Origin of the sequence: Leptospira fluminis (assembly GCF_004771275.1) — a bacterium.
Lineage (GTDB): Bacteria > Spirochaetota > Leptospiria > Leptospirales > Leptospiraceae > Leptospira_B > Leptospira_B fluminis.
This window is the reverse complement of record NZ_RQEV01000001.1, coordinates 210,003-226,926: the sequence shown is the minus strand read 5'-3', so window position 1 is coordinate 226,926 and position 16,924 is coordinate 210,003. Positions and strand designations below refer to the sequence as shown.

Below are 16,924 nucleotides of genomic sequence, written 5' to 3'. Positions count from 1 at the left end.
GAATCGGCTTGTATGTGCCTTTCTCTGTATTCAGGATCGAATTTTTCGAGTAGCCGGATCTGGTTTTCGCTGAGGGGAATGATTTTATCCCGATGATGTTCTTCGAGCCTCAGAAGCCTTTGGTGTTTTGTTACGAGTTTATTCCTTGCCCAAACTCCTCTGACTCCACCTGAACTTACTTTAACACCCTTGAGGCTAAGTTGTTGAGCGACCTTTAGGCATCCATGAGTCGGATGATGAAGTGAGTATTCCAGGACTTCCTTTTCGATTTCCTCGCTGACTCTATTAGGATGTGGGCCATTGGCTCCTGGGATTCTGTCCAGAAGACCTTCAGCTCCATAGGTTTGGAAGTTTCTTCGAATCTCGTAGAACTGCTGACGGGAATATCCCATGATCTTGCAGGCTTTGCTTACATTTTCTAATTCATTTGCAAGCTCTAGTAAATTTAGCTTTCTTCTAGTGGCTTTTGTTGTTGCATTGGTGCAGGTGGTCATCGGTTTCTCCTGAGTTTAAATAATTTGTCGTAAAATCATTTTCTCTTTCAGAAGAAACTGGGGCCACCGGTTTTTCGATGACTGTCAGGTGAATACTATCTCAGCACAGCTAAAAGACAAATTTTTATTGAACTCCTGTAAGAAATTCTTTTCCTTCGTCTGAGGAGTTGATGTTCTAAGTCGGTTCAAGCTCGTGATTCGCCAAAATTTCTATCAAAAACTTTTAACATTCTTTTTTCTCATATTGGCCGGTTCTCCGAATATAAATTGCTGGTCGAATCCGATATTTCTTCCGATGGTCGAATGTTGGGTCCAAATTCCCAATTCTCGTTGTCCGGATTCCAATATAAGTCAGTTGTTCTTGGCTCTTTTCGCATTCAGTCCTTCGGTTACGATCTCCAATATCGCGAATCATTCCATTCTCCAGACAGGTTTTCTTGTAGGCCAAATTCGCCCGGGAATTGTCTCCGTGTCCGTATCCTTGGACGGCGGTCCATATACGAATGCGGCGATCAACGGTCTGAATTGGAGGTACCAACTTCCGGCCCAAGCAATTACGGGAACCCATTGGAATATAGGAAGTAAACACAAGATTTCCGTGACAGCGATGGACGGAGTGGGGAATCGTTCGGCCCCGCAAGTTTTGAATGTAGTAAAAGGAACGAATCATGACACGGACGGTGACGGATTTCCGGATGTGATTCTCAGCGATGTTCTCACTAACTCCGTACAGGGTTACGGTTTGGTTTTTTTGGCACATGGAAGCACGGGAATTCCCTCCAGTTCTCCCGATTCGATTTTGACGGACGGTCTTGTCGGCAGTTCTTATTTCGGAGATAGAATTGGAGCCGGCGATTTTAATGGGGATGGTTATGCGGATATAGTCATCGGAAGCCAGGCAGCTCCCGGATATACCACATTCGGTCACGTTTATATTTTTCATAGTTCCGGGCAGGGCGGTATTGTCAGTCAGAATCTAAATTCGGGAGGTACATATAACAGTTTCATAAAAGGACATACGACAGGGAACAGATTAGGTTCCTTTGTAATGGGCGGGGACGTCAATAATGACGGTTACGACGATGCGATCTTGACCAGTCCTTGGTCAGGCGGTCTAGGATATATTTTTTACAGCCAGGGAACGGCCGGCGTTCCTTCGAAAGATCTATCTACCGGAGCCATTGCCGATATCACTTATAATTTCGGAAATAACGATGATTTCGGTTTTCAATCCGCGATAGGGGATATTAACGCCGACGGTTATACGGATCTTGTCGTTTCTGCTCCTACCTATAGTGCACAGCAAGGGAGACTTTATATTTTTATCTCCAATTCGGGAACGATCCCAGGGGCTCCGCAGCAATTTCTGGTCGGTCCTACTTCTCCCGCACCGGGCTGCGCTTCCGGCACGGGCTGTTCCCTCGGAGCCGGATCATTCGCCCTGGCGGATTTTAACGGAGATTCTTGTGCCGATCTTGGGGTAGGAGGATCCTCATTTAATACGAATCAGGGTATCGTTTTCGTTTTTAATTCAAATTGCAGCTCCGTAACCCCCTATTCCACCACACCGAATGCCACTTTTATCGGGCCAGCGCTTGCAACTTGCAACGGAGGTACGAATTGCTCATTTGGCGTCTCCGTTTCTACAGGAGACACGAACGGCGACGGCTATTTCGACCTGCTCATAGGATCCTATCTCTCATCGGCCGGTTATGGGAATGTTTATCTATTTCAAAGTTCAGGCGCAGCGGGATTTTCCAATGTAGATTTGAGTTCGGGCGGGACGGCGACTTCGGTTCTGACCGGACCGTCGGCAGGTTTGAATTTCGGAATTTTTACTTCCCTCCAAGACATTACCGGAGACGGAATGTCCGACGTCTTAGTGAGCGCGACCGGAGGTGCCGGACAAGTATATTATTTTAAAAGTGCGGGAACGTCCGGACCGGGAAACCAAAATTTGAGTGCAGGAGGAGTCGCTACTTCCATATTGTCGGTTCCGTTCGGGCAGAGCTTTGGGAATTCCATCGCCCGAAATCAATCCGATCAAGATGAAATGATCGGATTATCGGTTTCGAATTTGGAGATCGGGCTCGGATCGAATTTTACTTCCATAAAATGATATTAAAATATTCTGTTTTATAGAATAAGAGAAATCCGGGTTTTGAGACAAGTTGGTTTCTCTCGCGACAGGGATACGAAGGGCTTTTGTCCCGAGCTTTGTTAGAATCGTTTTTTTGTTTTCGGGAAAGAATTGCGAAGGGATGAGGGCGTCTGCCCGAACCCGAAGTAGCCCGGTCCCGCAGCGGCGGGAGTCGCCCGGATATTGACTTCTTTTGTTGGGACATTTTAACAGCGCTCCCGATCATCCGGATGATTTTAATACGATCATTTTTGTTCGAATATTCTTGACTTCTATAAAACTTAAAAGGAGAGTTATCGCAATTCTTAATTCTAGAAACGTTTCATGAAGATCAGATCTTTCGCCTTGTCCTTTGTCGCTGTCCTTCTTCTCGTGCTTTTACTATATTTCACATATCTACTCAATCGAAGTCTGAAACTAGAGGATAAGATCGAGTATGTCAAAACTAGTATGGGTGCAACTGTCAATTCGGGTAAAAGTCTTTCCTATTTGATTTTTAAGCGACCGAAAGGGTTATTCGGATACAAATACTATTTTGGCGCGAGAATGGGATCGGACAATCCTCCGTTTGTGCAGAAATATTCCCCGGTTTTAGATTCGGATCGGGATTCTTTTGATAAAATCGAAGATTTGACAGAATGCGGTCGTGATACTTACGTTCTAACTTTAAAAATGAAATCCGTGGTCGACTATCGATTGTTCAGCGTGTTTGAAAAAGACACCAAAATTGTGGATGAGAAAGTTCTTATCGCGTGTAAAAAAGGGAAGTTATAAGTTTAGAGTTTTCCGGGTTTACATTCGGAAAGAAATTTGGATCGATTCCGTTTCAAAAATCCAAATCGCCGTTGTAAGATGTGCCGATCAGACGCATTCTGAATCCGTGCGGCAATTTGTTCCAAACGGATAGGAAAATCTTTTTAAAAATATTCCGTTTGGGAATTTTTGCTTTGGGTGAAATCTTCATCGTTCTAACTCCCCCTCTAATTTTATCCGACGAAGATTTTTCGGATTCATTCCGGTCCTAGGTCGATTTTATCGCCTAAATTCTCGATTAAAAACCGGAAAGCGTGCAGATAGCTCGTGGGATTTTTGCCGTACGATCCGTCCTTTGGTTCTCCGGCTTTATCGACGTATTCGGTGCGCTAAGATTAGTCTTTTACGTCGCTGGTTAAGCGACATCCTTTCTCTTTACTTACCGGCTCCGCTTTGGCTTCGAATGTTCCGGTAATCGAGACAAAACCGACGGTCAAGGATTCGGAATCAGCCTTCCAGATATCGGGAGAATAAAAAACTCCTGCGTAATCCTTGCAATACGACTCTCCGGCGCGAACCACGAATAGGCAAGAACAGCCTTCTTTCGCCGCGAAGTTTGTCTGGACCCGCATTAAATCGGCAGGAAGGAATCGGAAAAAGAAGGATCCGCAGATAAAAATCGTCGCTAAGACTAGGATCCAACCGAAGAAGGGAAGCAGCCTTCTATCGGAATATGAAAATGCAGGGAGTTTCGGTCTCATTTTTTACCGCTTCCAGTATCCAGAGATTGCAAGAGTTTCTTAGCGAATTCCGGCGCCCAAAATCGACCGAGGCGATCGTTTCCGAATCGGACGAGAACCAGTTTTTTCTCCGGATCGATGACCAAGGATTGGCCCCAATGACCGGATCCGAAGACCGCGTCTCGGGATAAAAATTCGAATAGAGGATCGTCGGCACTTCCGCGCTTCCGATTCGCGTATAGATGACCTCCCATGGAAGGGATGGGCAGAAGGGAAAGAGGAAATGCCAACGATTTCTCCGCAACGAAAGGTCGCGAGGTTTCCGCGATCCAATTTTCGGGAAAAATTCTTCGGGATCCGTACATTCCGTTTTTTAAATATACTCCGCCGATTTTGGCCAAATCTTTGGGAGAAAGATAGGCGTAAGAGGATCCCACGGGGACTCCTTTCTCATCGGTTTCCCAGGCGTAGGAACGTATCTCCATTCTTTCGAAGAAGACTTTCGGAAAACCTCCCTCCCAGCGGTACACGGAGGAAAGTACGGCGGAAAGCAGATTGGAGTCGCCGCTGGAATATTTTACCGATCTTCCCGGATCGAAATGCCTTTTAGAAACAAACAGAGCATGATCCTCTTTTCCGGGTCCGTAAAGCATGGCTAATACGTCCGAACGGAAAGGATTCCATTCGTATCCTTCCTTCCATTCCGCGCCGCTTGCATGAAACAGCAAATGTCTCACCGTAAGATTCGCGGGCAGCTGCGGCTTCAATTCCGGAAGATAAAGAATCACCGGAGAATTCAGATCCACTTTCCCATCCCGGACGGCCATCCCGGTTACCGTATTCAGTAGGAATTTGGAAACGGACCAAAGAGGTTGCAAGTGGTCGGGTCCGAAATCCTCCGCGTAAAATTCGGCAATGCTTTCTCCGTTTCGCTCGGCATAGACCGCGTTCGTTCGAACGGAACCTTTTCTGCAAAGCGCTTCCTGCAGAAGAGAGAACGTTGCCGGAGTCTCTGCGAACCGTATCTTACAATTCGGATTCTTCCTTTCCGCGCAACCGGAAGTGGCGGCGAGGAAGAAAGATAGGAATATCGTCGGGAGAAATCTTATACGCATATCCATTATTTCGTTTAACGGAAAAAGATTTTCTCTACTCTTCCGATTTGGAATTTTCCTGAGGAGTGTTTAAGATCAACGGGAGACCGTCTTTTCCCGAAGGAACGATCATCAACTTGCTGTTCGGATTTTCAAAAGCCTTTAATTGCAGGTATTGTTTCGTTAATTGTGAAGCGATGAGCTTTTGCGCTTTCGCCTTTCCTTCCGCCTCGATCACTGTCGCCTTTGCCTTGGCTTCCGCGTGAATGATCGTGATCTCGGCGTCTTTTTTGGCGATATTGATCTCGAATTTCATCTGCTCTTGCTCCTGTTCTTTCGTGAGCTTTCCTTCGATAGCAGTGAGAATCGGGCGACTGTATTCGATATCGTCTATGATCACGTCGTCGATCTCGATATGTTTTCCTCTGAGTTTTTCGCCCAGGGCTTGGCGGATATCTTGGGAAACCTTCGGAGTCTCCTTGGAGATCCGGATCATGCTGTAAGCCGAAAGAGCGTTACGCACGGAGGTCCGAAATTGCGGGCGCACCACTTTTTCGTAATAATCCGGTCCTATCTCTATCTGAAGGTTATAGATTTCCCCGGCTACGGGCCGGAGAATGACCGCCGCTACTACGTTGATCGTAAGATCGTCGCGAGTCAGCACGTCCACTTTTTCTTTATAAGAGGTCCACTGGGTAGGATAGAGATAGATGTCGTTCCAAGGAGCGTAAAAATACAGCGAATTTGTCAGGAGATCCTTTTGCAATCCCGAGGTTAGGGGATGCCAACGGAGTCCTGCTTCCCCCGGACGGATATTCGTAAAACAACCGTAAGAAATAAATGCAGCGACGAATAAAAACAGGTATCCTATCTTTTTGATTCCCGAGCCGGAAAGAAATTGTTTGGTTTGCATGGGAGAACTCCTAAAAACCCTCGGTACAATTATTGGACTCGGGTTCGGGAGGGAAGGTTCCAAATCCGCCTCCTATACCTGATCGCCCTTTCGTGTGAAAAGGATTCTATTCCGGCCATACCAACGGAAGAAAAATTTGAGCGAAGAAAAAGAAAACCGTTCGAACCGCGGCCGATTCGGATCGAGGGAATCGAAACCGGGAAAAGCCCAGCTAAGACATTTGACTTCTGCGATCCCCCACCGATCCTGACTGCGGAGGCCGTTTTTGGAAACGATCAAATTCTTTTTAGACTTTTTCCTGCACCTGGAACAACATTTGGACGGTCTCATTCAGTCCTACGGAACCTGGGTGTATTTGATATTATTCCTCATCATTTTTTGCGAAACGGGGTTAGTGGTTACCCCATTTCTTCCGGGAGATAGCCTTTTGTTCGCGATCGGAGCGTTTGCGTCCAGAGGTTCCTTGGATCTCGTCACGGTAATCCTGCTTTTGATCGTTGCGGCGATTCTGGGAGACACGATCAACTATAGCATCGGGAATATCGCGGGAGAAAAGATCCTGGAAAAGGAAAAGATCCCGTTTCTAAACAAAAAGCATTTGGAAAAGGCGCATAGATTCTACGAAACCTACGGTGGCAAGACGATCATCATTGCGAGATTCATTCCGATCGTCCGTACTTTCGCTCCGTTCGTAGCCGGCATCGGTAAAATGACCTATTCGAAATTCATCCTTTTTAATGTGGTCGGCGGAGTGGTTTGGATCGTGGTTTTCAGCGTGGGAGGATATCTGTTCGGAAACCTTCCTTTTATACAAAGAAATTTTAAACTAGTGGTAATCGGGATCATTATCGTTTCCGTGATGCCGGCAGTGATCGAATACGTTCGGGAAGTTCGGAAAGGAAGAATTTCCTAAGAGAATTCGGGTTTCTTCAATGGGAAGGAGATCCTGAATACGGATCCTTTCCCCGGAATTCCGGAGGCTTCGAAAGAACCTCCGAGTTTCTCAGCCATCGCCTCCACGAGATTCAGTCCGAGGGAATTCTTCTTTTTATGACCCGGGTCGAAACCCTTGCCGTCGTCCTCCAATTTCAGGTGCGCGTCCTTCCCGTCCGCAAATAAGGAGATATGTATTTTTCCGGACCTTTCCGGAAAGGCATGTCTAAAGCAATTGGTCAATAATTCGTTAAACGCCATTCCGAGATGGATCATTCTATCCAAATCGAGAGGAACCTCTTCCAGGTTGCATATAACCTTTATTCTGTCCCGATCGATCAATATGGAGGACTTGATGTTTTCCGTGAGTTGTCCTATATATTCCTTCAAGGAGATGGACCCTAGACTTCTTGCAGAGTAGAGGTTCTCATGAATCAAAGACATGGAACGGATCCTATTTTGACAGTCTTCGAAGATCGGGAGAAGGGAGGATCCGTTTTCCTCTTCCGCCAATTTCATTTTGGAGAATTCGAAAAGACTTTGAATGATCGCAAGATTGTTTTTCACCCTATGGTGGATTTCCCGGAGCATCACTTCCTTTTCGCCGACCATTTCTTCCAATCGTTTTTGGATCTGTTTTTGCTCCGTAATGTCGATTGCCGCGGTAGTGACTCCCTGGATCGTCCCGTCCGTCGATTTGAGCGGCTCTACGGTCAAATCCAAATGAACCTCCGTTCCTCTACGGGGTAGAACGATTTCTCCGCGGAAGGGTTCTCCTGTCCGTATTACGTTTTCCTTAAGCTTTACGATTTGATCGGCAGTTTGATCCGGAAACAGGTCGTACTCGCTTTTTCCTACAAAGTGATCCGCCAAATCCTTCGCATCCTGAGGATGAAAGGCCCAATTGTATCTGAGTTCCTTATCCTGGGAATAAACGGTAACTTTGGAATTTCTAAGCGCGAGAAGCAACATTTCGAAATTCTTTCGCAGCGCTTCCCCGGCGTCCTTTAATATCGACAGGTCTTCCTCGAGTCGTTCCATGTATGCATCCATTAGACAGAAAAGATTCGCATAGAACGCCAAGTGATTGCGAATCTTTATTCGGTTTTAATGCAATCCCTAATCTGATCGGTATGCTTTACCATAGGCCTATCGGAGTAATTTCGGAAAGGAGCCGGTTCCAGTTGTCGTTCTTTGGAGGAATCTCCTCCGGAACCCGCCGGACTGATTCCTACGGGACCGAAATTTGTGGGGGGGGAAAAGCATCTCGGGAATTCTTTTGCTTTGGAAATTTTCCCGTCTTTCCTGGTGATTTGGACGACTTCTCCGCCCAGCCTTAAGTAAATTTTAGAAGAGTCTTGGGACCATCGTATTTGAAAGGTGGGAACCTCTTTCCATTCGGATAATGCCGTCTCGAAATAATTTCTGTCGTCCGTAGAGGATCGTCCGTTCGTATCCGCCAAAATCAGTTTCGGGGAATGGATTTCCAGATTCGGATCCGTCTTGCCCAGCAAGAGGGCGGCGGTTCCCCCGTCCGGAGAAGGTATGAAGTGGAGAACGGTCTGTTCCGCCGTCAGGAACCTGCTCGGATCGAAGGAATGGTATCCTTGGGGAGACCAAACGGAAGGCACCCTGGAATTTCCGCCGTACTGATCGTCCAATCCTTGGATCCAAAAAAGCCTTCCGGTCGTCGAATGATAATAGACCGATCCCGGCAGAGTCCAGTGAGCCGCCTCATGATTGTAAATCGGAGGATCCCCTTTCGGATCCGGAGTTCCACTCAGGTCGTAAATCCTAAATTTCGTTTTATAATTTCTTTTTAACCTGGTTCCCATCATAGGATTCCAGGAATTTCTTTCCTCGTACATCACTTCCGTCTGCACGAGTTCTTTCCCCGTTTCGGACCAGCCTCTCTCTACCGCTAAGCTTGCCGGCCGCCAAGCGAATTGGGAGCAAGCGCCTAATAAAAGAAAAGGAAGAGCTAATAGAATTTGTAAAAGGAAATTTGGGGATAGGGAACCGTTGCGAAGCATGGGAAAGAATTTAAAACAGGGGAATTTGTAAGAAAGGAATTTATCGAGGCGGGAAGGAATAAAGTACGCTGCGCGGATGCGCAGCGTACCCTTGCCGACGAATTAACGCCAGCCTTCGCCTTCCAATTCGTAATGGTCGAGATACAACCCGCCGGATCCCACAGAAGGAGCTCTCGTATGTCCTTGGAACTGAGTGTAGGTGACGTTGTAATTAAACGGCCATATTCCTTCACTCTGAGTAACCGAGGATTGGCAAACGCTCAAACCGCCTGACTGATTGTAAGCGCAAGAGGAATGGAAAGCAACCGCTCCGTCGTCCGAGCCCGGAAGAATGAGGGAAGACGCACCTTGAATACCGGAGAATCCTTTGTATCCAGGCACTTGGTAGAACGTAATCCCAGCAGTAACGTTGTGATTGTACGCTCCCCGAGCAGTGCTTACTACCAAGGATTTGTCCATTGCGTTTCCACCGAATCCGAACGTGATTCCGTTCAGAGCGGAAGCTAGTTCCGATCCACCGGAAGCGGACGCAAGTGCGGTAACTTTCGTGATGTTATATCCTCTGCTGGCCGTAGTCGCACCTAGATTGGCTAGCCAATATTCGGTAGCATAACAGCCTGCGCTATGGCACACGATTTTGCAGGAATTGGATCCCGTGCAATACGTGTTTAAGCCGGTGGTCAGGTTCGTTTGGGCTCTTGCCGTGCCATACGTACGTGGGTCAGTTGTTCCGTCGTACCCTACGAAAATTTTCGCTCCGGATACGGAATTAGGAGCAGTGCCCCAGTAGTTGTTCACATCCGTGGGCCCTACGCCATTGTGATTTTGGTCCGATTTTCCATGCACAAAAATCGTATACGTTTGTGCGGAAAGGGAACCTGCAAACAATAGCGCGAAGGCCAACCCGAATCCCATACTCTTCCAATTTTTCATCTTCACTATTCTCCGATCTTTTAGGGAAAGCCGAGAAGAACCCCTCTCGAATTTCCCGACCTACAACTATGCAGGATGTTGTGCTCTGCGTCAAGTGAATGGAGATTTTTTTCGCATAACAAATAGAATGAAAAAAATATAAAGAGCGTTCTAATGAATTAGAAAAAAATTATGTATAACGGTCGCTAAAATCATTGTAACTCGTTTGTATTTTTATATAACAATCGTTTTGTTTGGTTTGGAAATTTTTATTCACCCGAATTCGAAATGTTTCCGTCAAAGGGGGACTGAGCGCTTACGGAATGAATCTTCAGTCTCTGGCTCCGACGAGAAAAATAAAAACGGTTGTGAAGAATCCGGTCTTACGGACAAAGAGTTTAGCCGCCAATCCAAGGACCCTCCACAAAACATGAAAAACAAAAAAATCTGGATCTATCTAGGCCTCTTTGTTGCCTCGCTGGTGATCATTCTGTTGCTCTGGAACGAAGCGAGAGAGGAAGGGTATTTCCTTACCGAGAAAGAAAAAAGAGAAAGGGCCGAGTTCATGGCCAAGGGAAAGTTTTCTTCCGGATCATCCCGCTCGGATTCGGATTCTTTGCAGCAACTGGATGAGAGTATTCCCCAGGAAAAAATTCTGAAAGATTATCTGGAATGGTCGGAGTACCCTCCGAATTCCCGACCTTTGACGAAATACAATGTGGACCTTTTGGATCCGTACTTTATTCCTTTGGCTCCCATTCCGATGGCGGACAAGCCCACGGATAAAAAACCGAACGAATATTCCTGCAAACTGCAACCTTTACAATGGGCCGCTATCGGTACGAAGGATCCTATCTACATTACTTTGGAATGTTTTGATAACAAATTCCAAAGGGTTCCTATAGATGTCAGAGATGTAAAACTTTGGAGGGAATTTGACGGCCACAAATTCGGGGCTGTCAGTCCGGACGGAAACGATCATGGAACGGACGGGGATGCGAAGGCCAAGGACAATCTTTTTACCTTCCAGTGGCGTCCCGGGATCAAGGATTGGGGAGACATGTATCTGGAAGTCCAATTCATTTACGGAAAAGAAAAGAAAGAGGGGAAACTGCTTACTTCCTTTTTTTCCTCTCCGAACCAGCCGGCGGAATGGAACGGTTATTTTTCCGACGATCCCAATGACGGGTCGCTTTCCGTACGGGCCAGCTTGAACGTATTTCGGGCCGGGACCTATCATCTGGAGGGGAATCTCGTCCATGCTGCTTCGGGAGAACCCATTGCCTGGGCGGCCTTTGACGGAAAATTGGGAGCAGGACGCCAGGATGTGGAGTTTCTGTTTTACGGAAAACTGATCCGGGAGAGCGGATTCGACGGGCCTTATGCCCTAACTCAATTGAGAGGTCATAGAGTGAATCTGCCCGTTGATCCGGAATGGTTCGGCCAAGGACAGGAAGGAATGAGGAAGATCCTTGCGGCTAAGACTACGGAACCGGACAAAGAACTCGTAGCTCCGTACCGTGAAAAATACACGACTCGGACGTACGATTCGAATACTTTCTCCTACAAGGCTTGGCAGTCTCCGGAAAAAGACCAACAGACCAAACAACTTCGAGAAAAACTACAGTGAAGTTGTAAGGATCGGATCCGGTCCGAAATATCGGATCCTGTTAAAACAATCCGGGGAGTAAATCCTGGTCCTTGCTTGCAAGTACCTGGTACTCTTCCGGAATGCGGAATAAATCTCCCCGGATGGTTCCTCTATGGTTTAGGTCCAACCTACGAGTCGCTAGACGAAATCTGGTCCGTAGCAATTGTGCATAATTTCCCGTTCCGGTCATTCTTTGGGAAAAGTCCGAGTCGTACAATTTTCCTCCTCTGGCTTCCCGTATAGTGCGCAGGATTTTTTCCTTTTTGAGGGGAAAGTGAACTCCCAACCATTCTTCGAATAGAGGGGCGACTTCGTACGGGAGACGCACAAAGACCATTCCCGCGCTTTCCGCCCCCGAAGATTTGGCTTTTTCCAGTAGGGTTTCCATTTCGCTGTCGTTTAAGAACGGAATCACCGGAGCGAACATGACTCCGACCGGAACTCCGGCTTCGGACAAACCTTTTACGGCCTCTATTCTTTTATTGGGAGAAGGGGCTCTCGGTTCCAGGGCGGACCAGAGTTCCGAATTTAGGGTAGTGACGGTAACGAAGACTTTCAAAATTCCGAGACGTCCCATTTCGGAAAGAAGATCCAGATCCCGGAGTACAAGGGAAGATTTCGTAATGATGGCTAGGGGTTGGCGAAACTTGAGGCATACTTCCAGTATCTTTCGGGTATTCTTGTACTTTCTTTCCCCCGGTTGGTATGGATCCGTGGCAGTGCCCATCGTGATCGTCTCCGCACTTCCCTTTCTTTTTCGCAAGGCATCGATCAGTAACCGGTCCACGTTCTTTTTTACGAAGATTTTAGATTCGAAGTCGAGACCCGGGGAAAGATCCACATAGGCGTGATTCGGTCTCGCGAAGCAATAGATGCATCCGTGTTCGCAACCTCGGTACGGGTTGAGGCCGGCTTGGATCGGGATGTCGGGAGAATCATTGTACGTCAGAAGGGATTTGGAATCTTCCCAAAAAAATTCCGTGGTGCGGGCGGTCCCTTCTTCTCCGTCTTCTTCCCAAGTTTCTCGATGCACATGAGTGAATCTTCCTTTCGGGGAGGAAGTCGTTCCTCTTCTTTGTTTTTTCTCGGATTTCGGAGGCACGAACCAGAGTATAAAACAAACATAAACATTTGTAAACTATAAATTTGTATAGCTTATTTTTTCGGAACCGGCCGAAAGGTCAGGCGCGTTTTTCCTCTTCTGCGGCGCCTTGTTCCCATTCCTTGTAGGCCGCTAGGGAAGAAATCGTGCGCACGTATTCCGCACTCGGGCCGGAAAGCGGGACCTTATACGTGATGAAGCGGGAAACCACCGGCGCATAGAACGCGTCCGCCACGGTGAAATCCTTTCCGAACAGAAAGGGCCCGCCGTTTTCCTTTAAATTTTCCTCCCATAGGTTTCGAATCCGATCCATGTCCTTTTGGGCTTCCGGAGGGACCTGCTTGTCGGAGATTCTTCCGGTAAAATTCATTGTTAAGTTGCTTCTGAGGCCCGTAAAGCCGGAGTGCATTTCCGCGGTTATGGATCTGGCCTTGGCTCTCCGGTCCGGATTTTTGGGCCAGAGTTCCGGCTTCTTCTCCGCCACATACTCTGCTATACTCAGGCTGTCCCAGATCGTAAGGTTTCCGTCCTTGAGGACGGGAACTTTTCCTGACGGAGAATACTCGGCAATCACGGATGCATACTCGGGTGTAAACAGTCGGAGAGAAACTTCCCGAAACGGGATACCGGCTTGTTTTAAAAGGATCCAGGGACGAAAGGACCAGGAAGAAAGGTTTTTATTTCCGATTACTAAAACGAGTTCGTTCATGCCACAAGCATCGGAGGCGGTCTTCGGGAAGCAACCAAGTTCTAATTCTTCCGGCATCCTTCCAAGCTCGACTTGAATACAAATTTTAACGGTAATTCCTGCCGGAATTTCCGAGTAGCTGTTGGATTTTGCGGAAAATCGCGGTCCCAAAATAGTGAGAAGGTAGTAGTTTAGCTCTCTCTTCGTTTCTTGGAAATTTTCACGCGATTTATGAATCAAACTTTGTGAAGGCAAAGTGTCGGAAGGATCGAGCGATTGGAATACTTAAGGGAATACGATCAAAAATACGAAACCGTACCCGATATTCTACTGGTCTGCAATGCCGAGGGGCAGATCCTGCATATCAGTCATAAGGGAAAGGAAATCCTGGAGTTTCTTTCCGAAGAGTTGCTTTTCGGAAAGAATCTGGTCGATTTGTTTTCCGAAAAAGACAGGCCGTTCGTTCAAGCCGAGATTTTACCGATCGCACTGCGGAACGGAGAGTGGCAGGGTCAAGTTTACGTTCTGAAAAAATCGGGAGAAAAAATCCCTACTCTGCAGATCGCCACGGTCCTGCCGAATTCCCAAAAGGGTTTGTCCTTTTTATTGTTCATCAAAGGCGGGACTTCCGAGCGCATTCGATCCACGGATATCATCTATCGGGCTTTCCGCCAATCCAAGAATGCGATGTTTTTAACGGATAAAGACGGCGTGATCCTTGCCGCGAACCGTCAGTTCGAAGTAATCTCCGGGTTTGCGGAATCCGAATTGATCGGTAAGACTCCCAAAGTGTTCCAGTCTTATCCGGCTTCTCTAGAGTTTTACAACGAGTTTTGGGAAAAGATTCTCGACGGAAAGGAATTCCAAGGAAGCTTTCCGAACCGGAATCGCTCCGGAAGATATTTGCAATGGAATCAGATCATTTCCCCCATCCAGGATGAGGAAGGCAAAATTACCAATTTTCTCATGGTACTATCCCAAAGGGAGGTAGGAGGACCGTTCCAATTGCGAGGGTCCTCGGAGATCGCTTCCAAGGGAACGACTCAGCCCGATGTTTTGCATCGTTTCGAAGGATACGATCGCCAATCTTTGGTGCGGGTTCTGCGGGAAAAAACGAAGCTTACTAAGAAGGAAGCGGACATCTGTGCGAGCATCGCTTCCGGCAAGGACAAACACCAGATCTGCGAGGAATTGGGCATCCATTCCGGAACGTTGAAAAACCATCTTAAATCGATTTATAGAAAAACCATAGATCTGGAAAAAGAAATTCCCGGCCCGGAACGGGACAAACTGCAGAAACTGACGATTTATCTATTTCGTTTAGCCGGAAATTGAAGTTTATCTTTTGGATTATTCCCGAGAGAGGATCATTGTCCCCAAGTCTTCCGTAAATAATCTTCCCGCCCGGAACCTTTTCTGTATTGTTTGTAATGATCCGGGTTCTTTTTATAATAGTCTTGGTGGTATTCCTCTGCGGAATAAAAATCGCTAGCCGCCAAAATCTCCACCACGATAGGTTTTTGGAATTTGCCCGATGCCGCCAAGGATCGTTTGGAATTTTCCGCCGTTTTTTTCTGAATATTATTTTTATAGAATATTGCGGTTTTGTACTGTTTTCCCCTGTCGGCGAATTGTCCTCCGTCGTCCGTCGGGTCGATTTGTCTCCAATATGTTTCCAATAGCGTCTCGTATTTGATTTTTTCCGGATCGTAGGTTATCAAGACGGATTCCCGATGCCCGGTTTGACCGTGTCCCACGTCCTCGTATTTCGGGTTTTTCTCTTTTCCTCCGCAATAACCGGAAACCACGGAGACGACGCCCGGAAGTTTTTCGAAGGGACCTTCCATACACCAAAAACAACCTCCCGCGAAGATTGCGGTTTCCAGTTTCGTTTTCTCTTTCGCTAGTGCGGGCAAAACGAAGAAGAGGAACAAAAGAGGAAGGATGGAGCGGATCAAAAAGAAGAACGGATTCGATTTACGTTTCATGAGTCTCTACCTCGGTACTTGATTCGTAGGAAGAGCCTCCTCGGTTACAGTGGGATCGATTCGACCGCCGACCGCGTAGTGTATGGAGGTGAGGATCGACTTTTGTCCGTCCTAAGTCAGGGCTGGAAAAGCAACTCCTGTACTTTTAAGTATTTTTCGTTCCCGTCCACTAGCCAACGTACGACTTCTCCCACTCTGGCTCCCAATACCGCGCTGCCGTGGGGAGAGAATACGGAAATTTTTCCGCTGGAAGGATGGGCGCTTTCCCAATCCTCCGGATAGACCAGGGTGAATTGGAATGCCTGCGCGTTCCCGAGATCCCGTAATACGAATTTGGAATTCATCGTGATCAGATCCTCGGGAACCTTCTGCGGGTCCAGCTTCTTGGCTTTGGAAAGTTCTTTGCGCAGACTTTCGATCACGGAAGGAGGTACGTTTTGGGGAAGCTCGGAACTTTCCAATGTGGAAAGGATTTTTTGATGATCCGGTTTGGATAGAAGCCGCTTTATGCTCATAAACCTTTTCGCCTCCCGGGAACGAAGAAAAAGTTAAGTCCGCAATCTACGAAAGAAGGACTTTCGTTCAAGCATTTTTCGGATTTTCCCCTCATGGATCGCCGGAGGGACCCGGAAGAGACATAAAGTAGGCGGTTTTAGTCGGTAGAGTGTAAGAGGGGGAGATAAAAATATTATAAATATTGAATGTTTCTCAGAATTCCGTCCCGATTTTATCCATGAAAACAAATTCCTAGAAACGGAGAAATATCACTATGCCGCAAGACGGAAGTAGGTAGAAGGGAACCGAACCATGATACTTACCCTTTTTTCTCAGGACCGGAACCGACCTCTGCTTCTCCTAAGGTGGTTGGTCCGTTTAGTGGATCGAGAAATCCAGCCGGTTCTGGTTCTACCTAAAGGAAGTTTGGGATTGGAGGAAGGGTTGAAGTTGGGAAAACTTCTCTCGAAATTTTCTCGGCCCAACGTTCCTATTCTTCTGGGCTTCGCCGAGACCTTGGAACAAGCCGAAGCATTTTGCAAGGAAGCCAAAAAAGGAAAATTCGGAGGGGCATCTTCCCGGTCGCTTCCTGTTCTCATCAACGCCACAAGGTTTCGCTCGGGGAAACGGGGGTCGGATTTTTCCGACCAGCTCGAATTTTCCCGGAAAGACTGGGAAAGCTCTTTTCCCATCACTTGTTTTCTGGAATTCGGCAGGGATTCTTCCCTTCTTTCCGAGGCGAGCGGGCGTACCGCTCTCTTTGAGACCTCCACTTTCGTCGCGGAAGTCGGACCGGGAAAGGTCAGGAGTCTCAAACGGGAGGGGGAGGTCTCTTCTTCCGACGCTTGGACGAGCGATGTGCTATCTTCGCTTCGACTCGAGTAGGTTTCGGCAAAGCGAGAGCCCCGGGCGTCCTTCTTCGAGCTTGAGATCCAAATCTCTTTTTCCTCCTCCTAGGTGGGGGGGATTTGCTATTTTTAATTGAACT

18 protein-coding genes are annotated in these 16,924 nt (G+C 47.4%); 6 read left to right on the top strand and 12 right to left on the bottom strand.

The annotated features are described in order from the left end of the window. Positions 1-494: helix-turn-helix domain-containing protein (locus EHO61_RS01165; protein ID WP_135811804.1), on the bottom strand; the 494-nt coding region annotated here is incomplete at its 3' end. A 361-nt stretch (positions 495-855) separates the two neighbouring features. On the opposite strand from EHO61_RS01165, the gene EHO61_RS01160 reads away from it, so the two are divergent. Both EHO61_RS01160 and EHO61_RS01155 read left to right on the top strand, forming a co-directional pair. Next, complete coding sequence (locus EHO61_RS01160) at positions 856-2,613, top strand: FG-GAP-like repeat-containing protein (protein ID WP_246031941.1); 1,758 nt, start codon at positions 856-858, stop codon at positions 2,611-2,613. Between the two features lie 345 nt (positions 2,614-2,958). After that, positions 2,959-3,408 (top strand): hypothetical protein, encoded by a 450-nt coding sequence (locus tag EHO61_RS01155; RefSeq protein ID WP_135811802.1) that lies wholly within the window; start codon positions 2,959-2,961, stop codon positions 3,406-3,408. Positions 3,409-3,460: 52 nt separating this feature from the next. Here the strand turns inward: EHO61_RS01155 and EHO61_RS17155 are convergent, their stop codons facing one another. From EHO61_RS17155 to EHO61_RS01140, 4 genes are all read right to left on the bottom strand, one after another. Then, a complete protein-coding gene (locus tag EHO61_RS17155) occupies positions 3,461-3,598 on the bottom strand; it encodes a hypothetical protein (protein WP_167884773.1) in 138 nt (45 codons plus the stop codon). 184 nt (positions 3,599-3,782) lie between these two features. Next, on the bottom strand, positions 3,783-4,148 hold the full coding sequence (locus EHO61_RS01150; RefSeq protein WP_135811801.1) for a hypothetical protein: 366 nt from the start codon (positions 4,146-4,148) through the stop codon (positions 3,783-3,785). Further along, positions 4,145-5,242, bottom strand: coding sequence for a serine hydrolase domain-containing protein (locus tag EHO61_RS01145; protein ID WP_246031940.1), 1,098 nt, complete (start codon positions 5,240-5,242; stop codon positions 4,145-4,147). Before EHO61_RS01145 ends, EHO61_RS01150 begins: the two co-directional genes overlap by 4 nt. A gap of 34 nt (positions 5,243-5,276) precedes the next feature. Next, positions 5,277-6,134 (bottom strand): prohibitin family protein, encoded by an 858-nt coding sequence (locus tag EHO61_RS01140; RefSeq protein WP_135811799.1) that lies wholly within the window; start codon positions 6,132-6,134, stop codon positions 5,277-5,279. A gap of 265 nt (positions 6,135-6,399) precedes the next feature. On the opposite strand from EHO61_RS01140, the gene EHO61_RS01135 reads away from it, so the two are divergent. Next, the gene (locus EHO61_RS01135; RefSeq protein ID WP_135811798.1) at positions 6,400-7,047 is read left to right on the top strand and encodes a DedA family protein; all 648 of its coding nucleotides are present in this window, start codon (positions 6,400-6,402) and stop codon (positions 7,045-7,047) included. Here the strand turns inward: EHO61_RS01135 and EHO61_RS01130 are convergent. From EHO61_RS01130 to EHO61_RS01120, 3 genes are all read right to left on the bottom strand, one after another. Next, a complete protein-coding gene (locus EHO61_RS01130) occupies positions 7,044-8,108 on the bottom strand; it encodes a sensor histidine kinase (RefSeq protein ID WP_246031939.1) in 1,065 nt (354 codons plus the stop codon). The two genes, EHO61_RS01135 and EHO61_RS01130, sit on opposite strands and share 4 nt — an antisense overlap. A 56-nt stretch (positions 8,109-8,164) precedes the next feature. After that, positions 8,165-9,100: a hypothetical protein gene (locus tag EHO61_RS01125; protein ID WP_246031938.1), complete on the bottom strand. Its 936-nt coding sequence runs from the start codon at positions 9,098-9,100 to the stop codon at positions 8,165-8,167. A gap of 102 nt (positions 9,101-9,202) precedes the next feature. Continuing rightward, positions 9,203-10,033, bottom strand: a complete 831-nt coding sequence (locus tag EHO61_RS01120) for a hypothetical protein (RefSeq protein ID WP_135811796.1) — start codon at positions 10,031-10,033, stop codon at positions 9,203-9,205. Between the two features lie 409 nt (positions 10,034-10,442). Here EHO61_RS01120 and EHO61_RS01115 point away from each other — a divergent pair, with 409 nt between their 5' ends. Next, positions 10,443-11,642, top strand: a complete 1,200-nt coding sequence (locus tag EHO61_RS01115) for a hypothetical protein (RefSeq protein WP_135811795.1) — start codon at positions 10,443-10,445, stop codon at positions 11,640-11,642. Between the two features lie 40 nt (positions 11,643-11,682). Here EHO61_RS01115 and EHO61_RS01110 read toward each other — a convergent pair whose 3' ends face one another. After that, positions 11,683-12,765, bottom strand: a complete 1,083-nt coding sequence (locus EHO61_RS01110; RefSeq protein WP_135811794.1) for a PA0069 family radical SAM protein — start codon at positions 12,763-12,765, stop codon at positions 11,683-11,685. Between the two features lie 79 nt (positions 12,766-12,844). Next, positions 12,845-13,474 carry a glutathione S-transferase family protein gene (locus tag EHO61_RS01105; protein WP_135811793.1) on the bottom strand — a complete coding sequence of 210 codons (630 nt, stop codon included), beginning with the start codon at positions 13,472-13,474 and terminating at the stop codon, positions 12,845-12,847. A gap of 255 nt (positions 13,475-13,729) precedes the next feature. On the opposite strand from EHO61_RS01105, the gene EHO61_RS01100 reads away from it, so the two are divergent. After that, on the top strand, positions 13,730-14,788 hold the full coding sequence (locus tag EHO61_RS01100) for a PAS domain-containing protein (RefSeq protein WP_135811792.1): 1,059 nt from the start codon (positions 13,730-13,732) through the stop codon (positions 14,786-14,788). 32 nt (positions 14,789-14,820) lie between these two features. On the opposite strand, the gene msrA is transcribed toward EHO61_RS01100, so the two are convergent. Both msrA and EHO61_RS01090 read right to left on the bottom strand, forming a co-directional pair. Beyond that, positions 14,821-15,441: a peptide-methionine (S)-S-oxide reductase MsrA gene (gene msrA / locus EHO61_RS01095; RefSeq protein ID WP_135811791.1), complete on the bottom strand. Its 621-nt coding sequence runs from the start codon at positions 15,439-15,441 to the stop codon at positions 14,821-14,823. Between the two features lie 116 nt (positions 15,442-15,557). Beyond that, entirely contained in the window at positions 15,558-15,956 is a 399-nt protein-coding gene (locus EHO61_RS01090) for a GreA/GreB family elongation factor (protein ID WP_135811790.1), read from the bottom strand. Between the two features lie 292 nt (positions 15,957-16,248). Here EHO61_RS01090 and EHO61_RS01085 point away from each other — a divergent pair, with 292 nt between their 5' ends. Further along, the gene (locus EHO61_RS01085) at positions 16,249-16,821 is read left to right on the top strand and encodes a hypothetical protein (RefSeq protein WP_135811789.1); all 573 of its coding nucleotides are present in this window, start codon (positions 16,249-16,251) and stop codon (positions 16,819-16,821) included. Positions 16,822-16,924: the final 103 nt, after the last annotated feature.

Bases quoted from the DNA above. Each gene is read 5' to 3' on its own strand.
- EHO61_RS01155 (WP_135811802.1), top strand. From the start codon at position 2,959: ATGAAGATCAGATCTTTCGCCTTGTCCTTTGTCGCTGTCCTTCTTCTC.
- EHO61_RS01115 (WP_135811795.1), top strand. From the start codon at position 10,443: ATGAAAAACAAAAAAATCTGGATCTATCTAGGCCTCTTTGTTGCCTCG.
- EHO61_RS01125 (WP_246031938.1), bottom strand. From the start codon at position 9,100: ATGCTTCGCAACGGTTCCCTATCCCCAAATTTCCTTTTACAAATTCTA.
- msrA (WP_135811791.1), bottom strand. From the start codon at position 15,441: ATGAAACGTAAATCGAATCCGTTCTTCTTTTTGATCCGCTCCATCCTT.
- EHO61_RS01145 (WP_246031940.1), bottom strand. From the start codon at position 5,242: ATGCGTATAAGATTTCTCCCGACGATATTCCTATCTTTCTTCCTCGCC.
- EHO61_RS01130 (WP_246031939.1), bottom strand. From the start codon at position 8,108: ATGGAACGACTCGAGGAAGACCTGTCGATATTAAAGGACGCCGGGGAA.
- EHO61_RS17155 (WP_167884773.1), bottom strand. From the start codon at position 3,598: ATGAAGATTTCACCCAAAGCAAAAATTCCCAAACGGAATATTTTTAAA.
- EHO61_RS01140 (WP_135811799.1), bottom strand. From the start codon at position 6,134: ATGCAAACCAAACAATTTCTTTCCGGCTCGGGAATCAAAAAGATAGGA.
- EHO61_RS01085 (WP_135811789.1), top strand. From the start codon at position 16,249: ATGATACTTACCCTTTTTTCTCAGGACCGGAACCGACCTCTGCTTCTC.
- EHO61_RS01105 (WP_135811793.1), bottom strand. From the start codon at position 13,474: ATGAACGAACTCGTTTTAGTAATCGGAAATAAAAACCTTTCTTCCTGG.
- EHO61_RS01150 (WP_135811801.1), bottom strand. From the start codon at position 4,148: ATGAGACCGAAACTCCCTGCATTTTCATATTCCGATAGAAGGCTGCTT.
- EHO61_RS01090 (WP_135811790.1), bottom strand. From the start codon at position 15,956: ATGAGCATAAAGCGGCTTCTATCCAAACCGGATCATCAAAAAATCCTT.
- EHO61_RS01120 (WP_135811796.1), bottom strand. From the start codon at position 10,033: ATGAAAAATTGGAAGAGTATGGGATTCGGGTTGGCCTTCGCGCTATTG.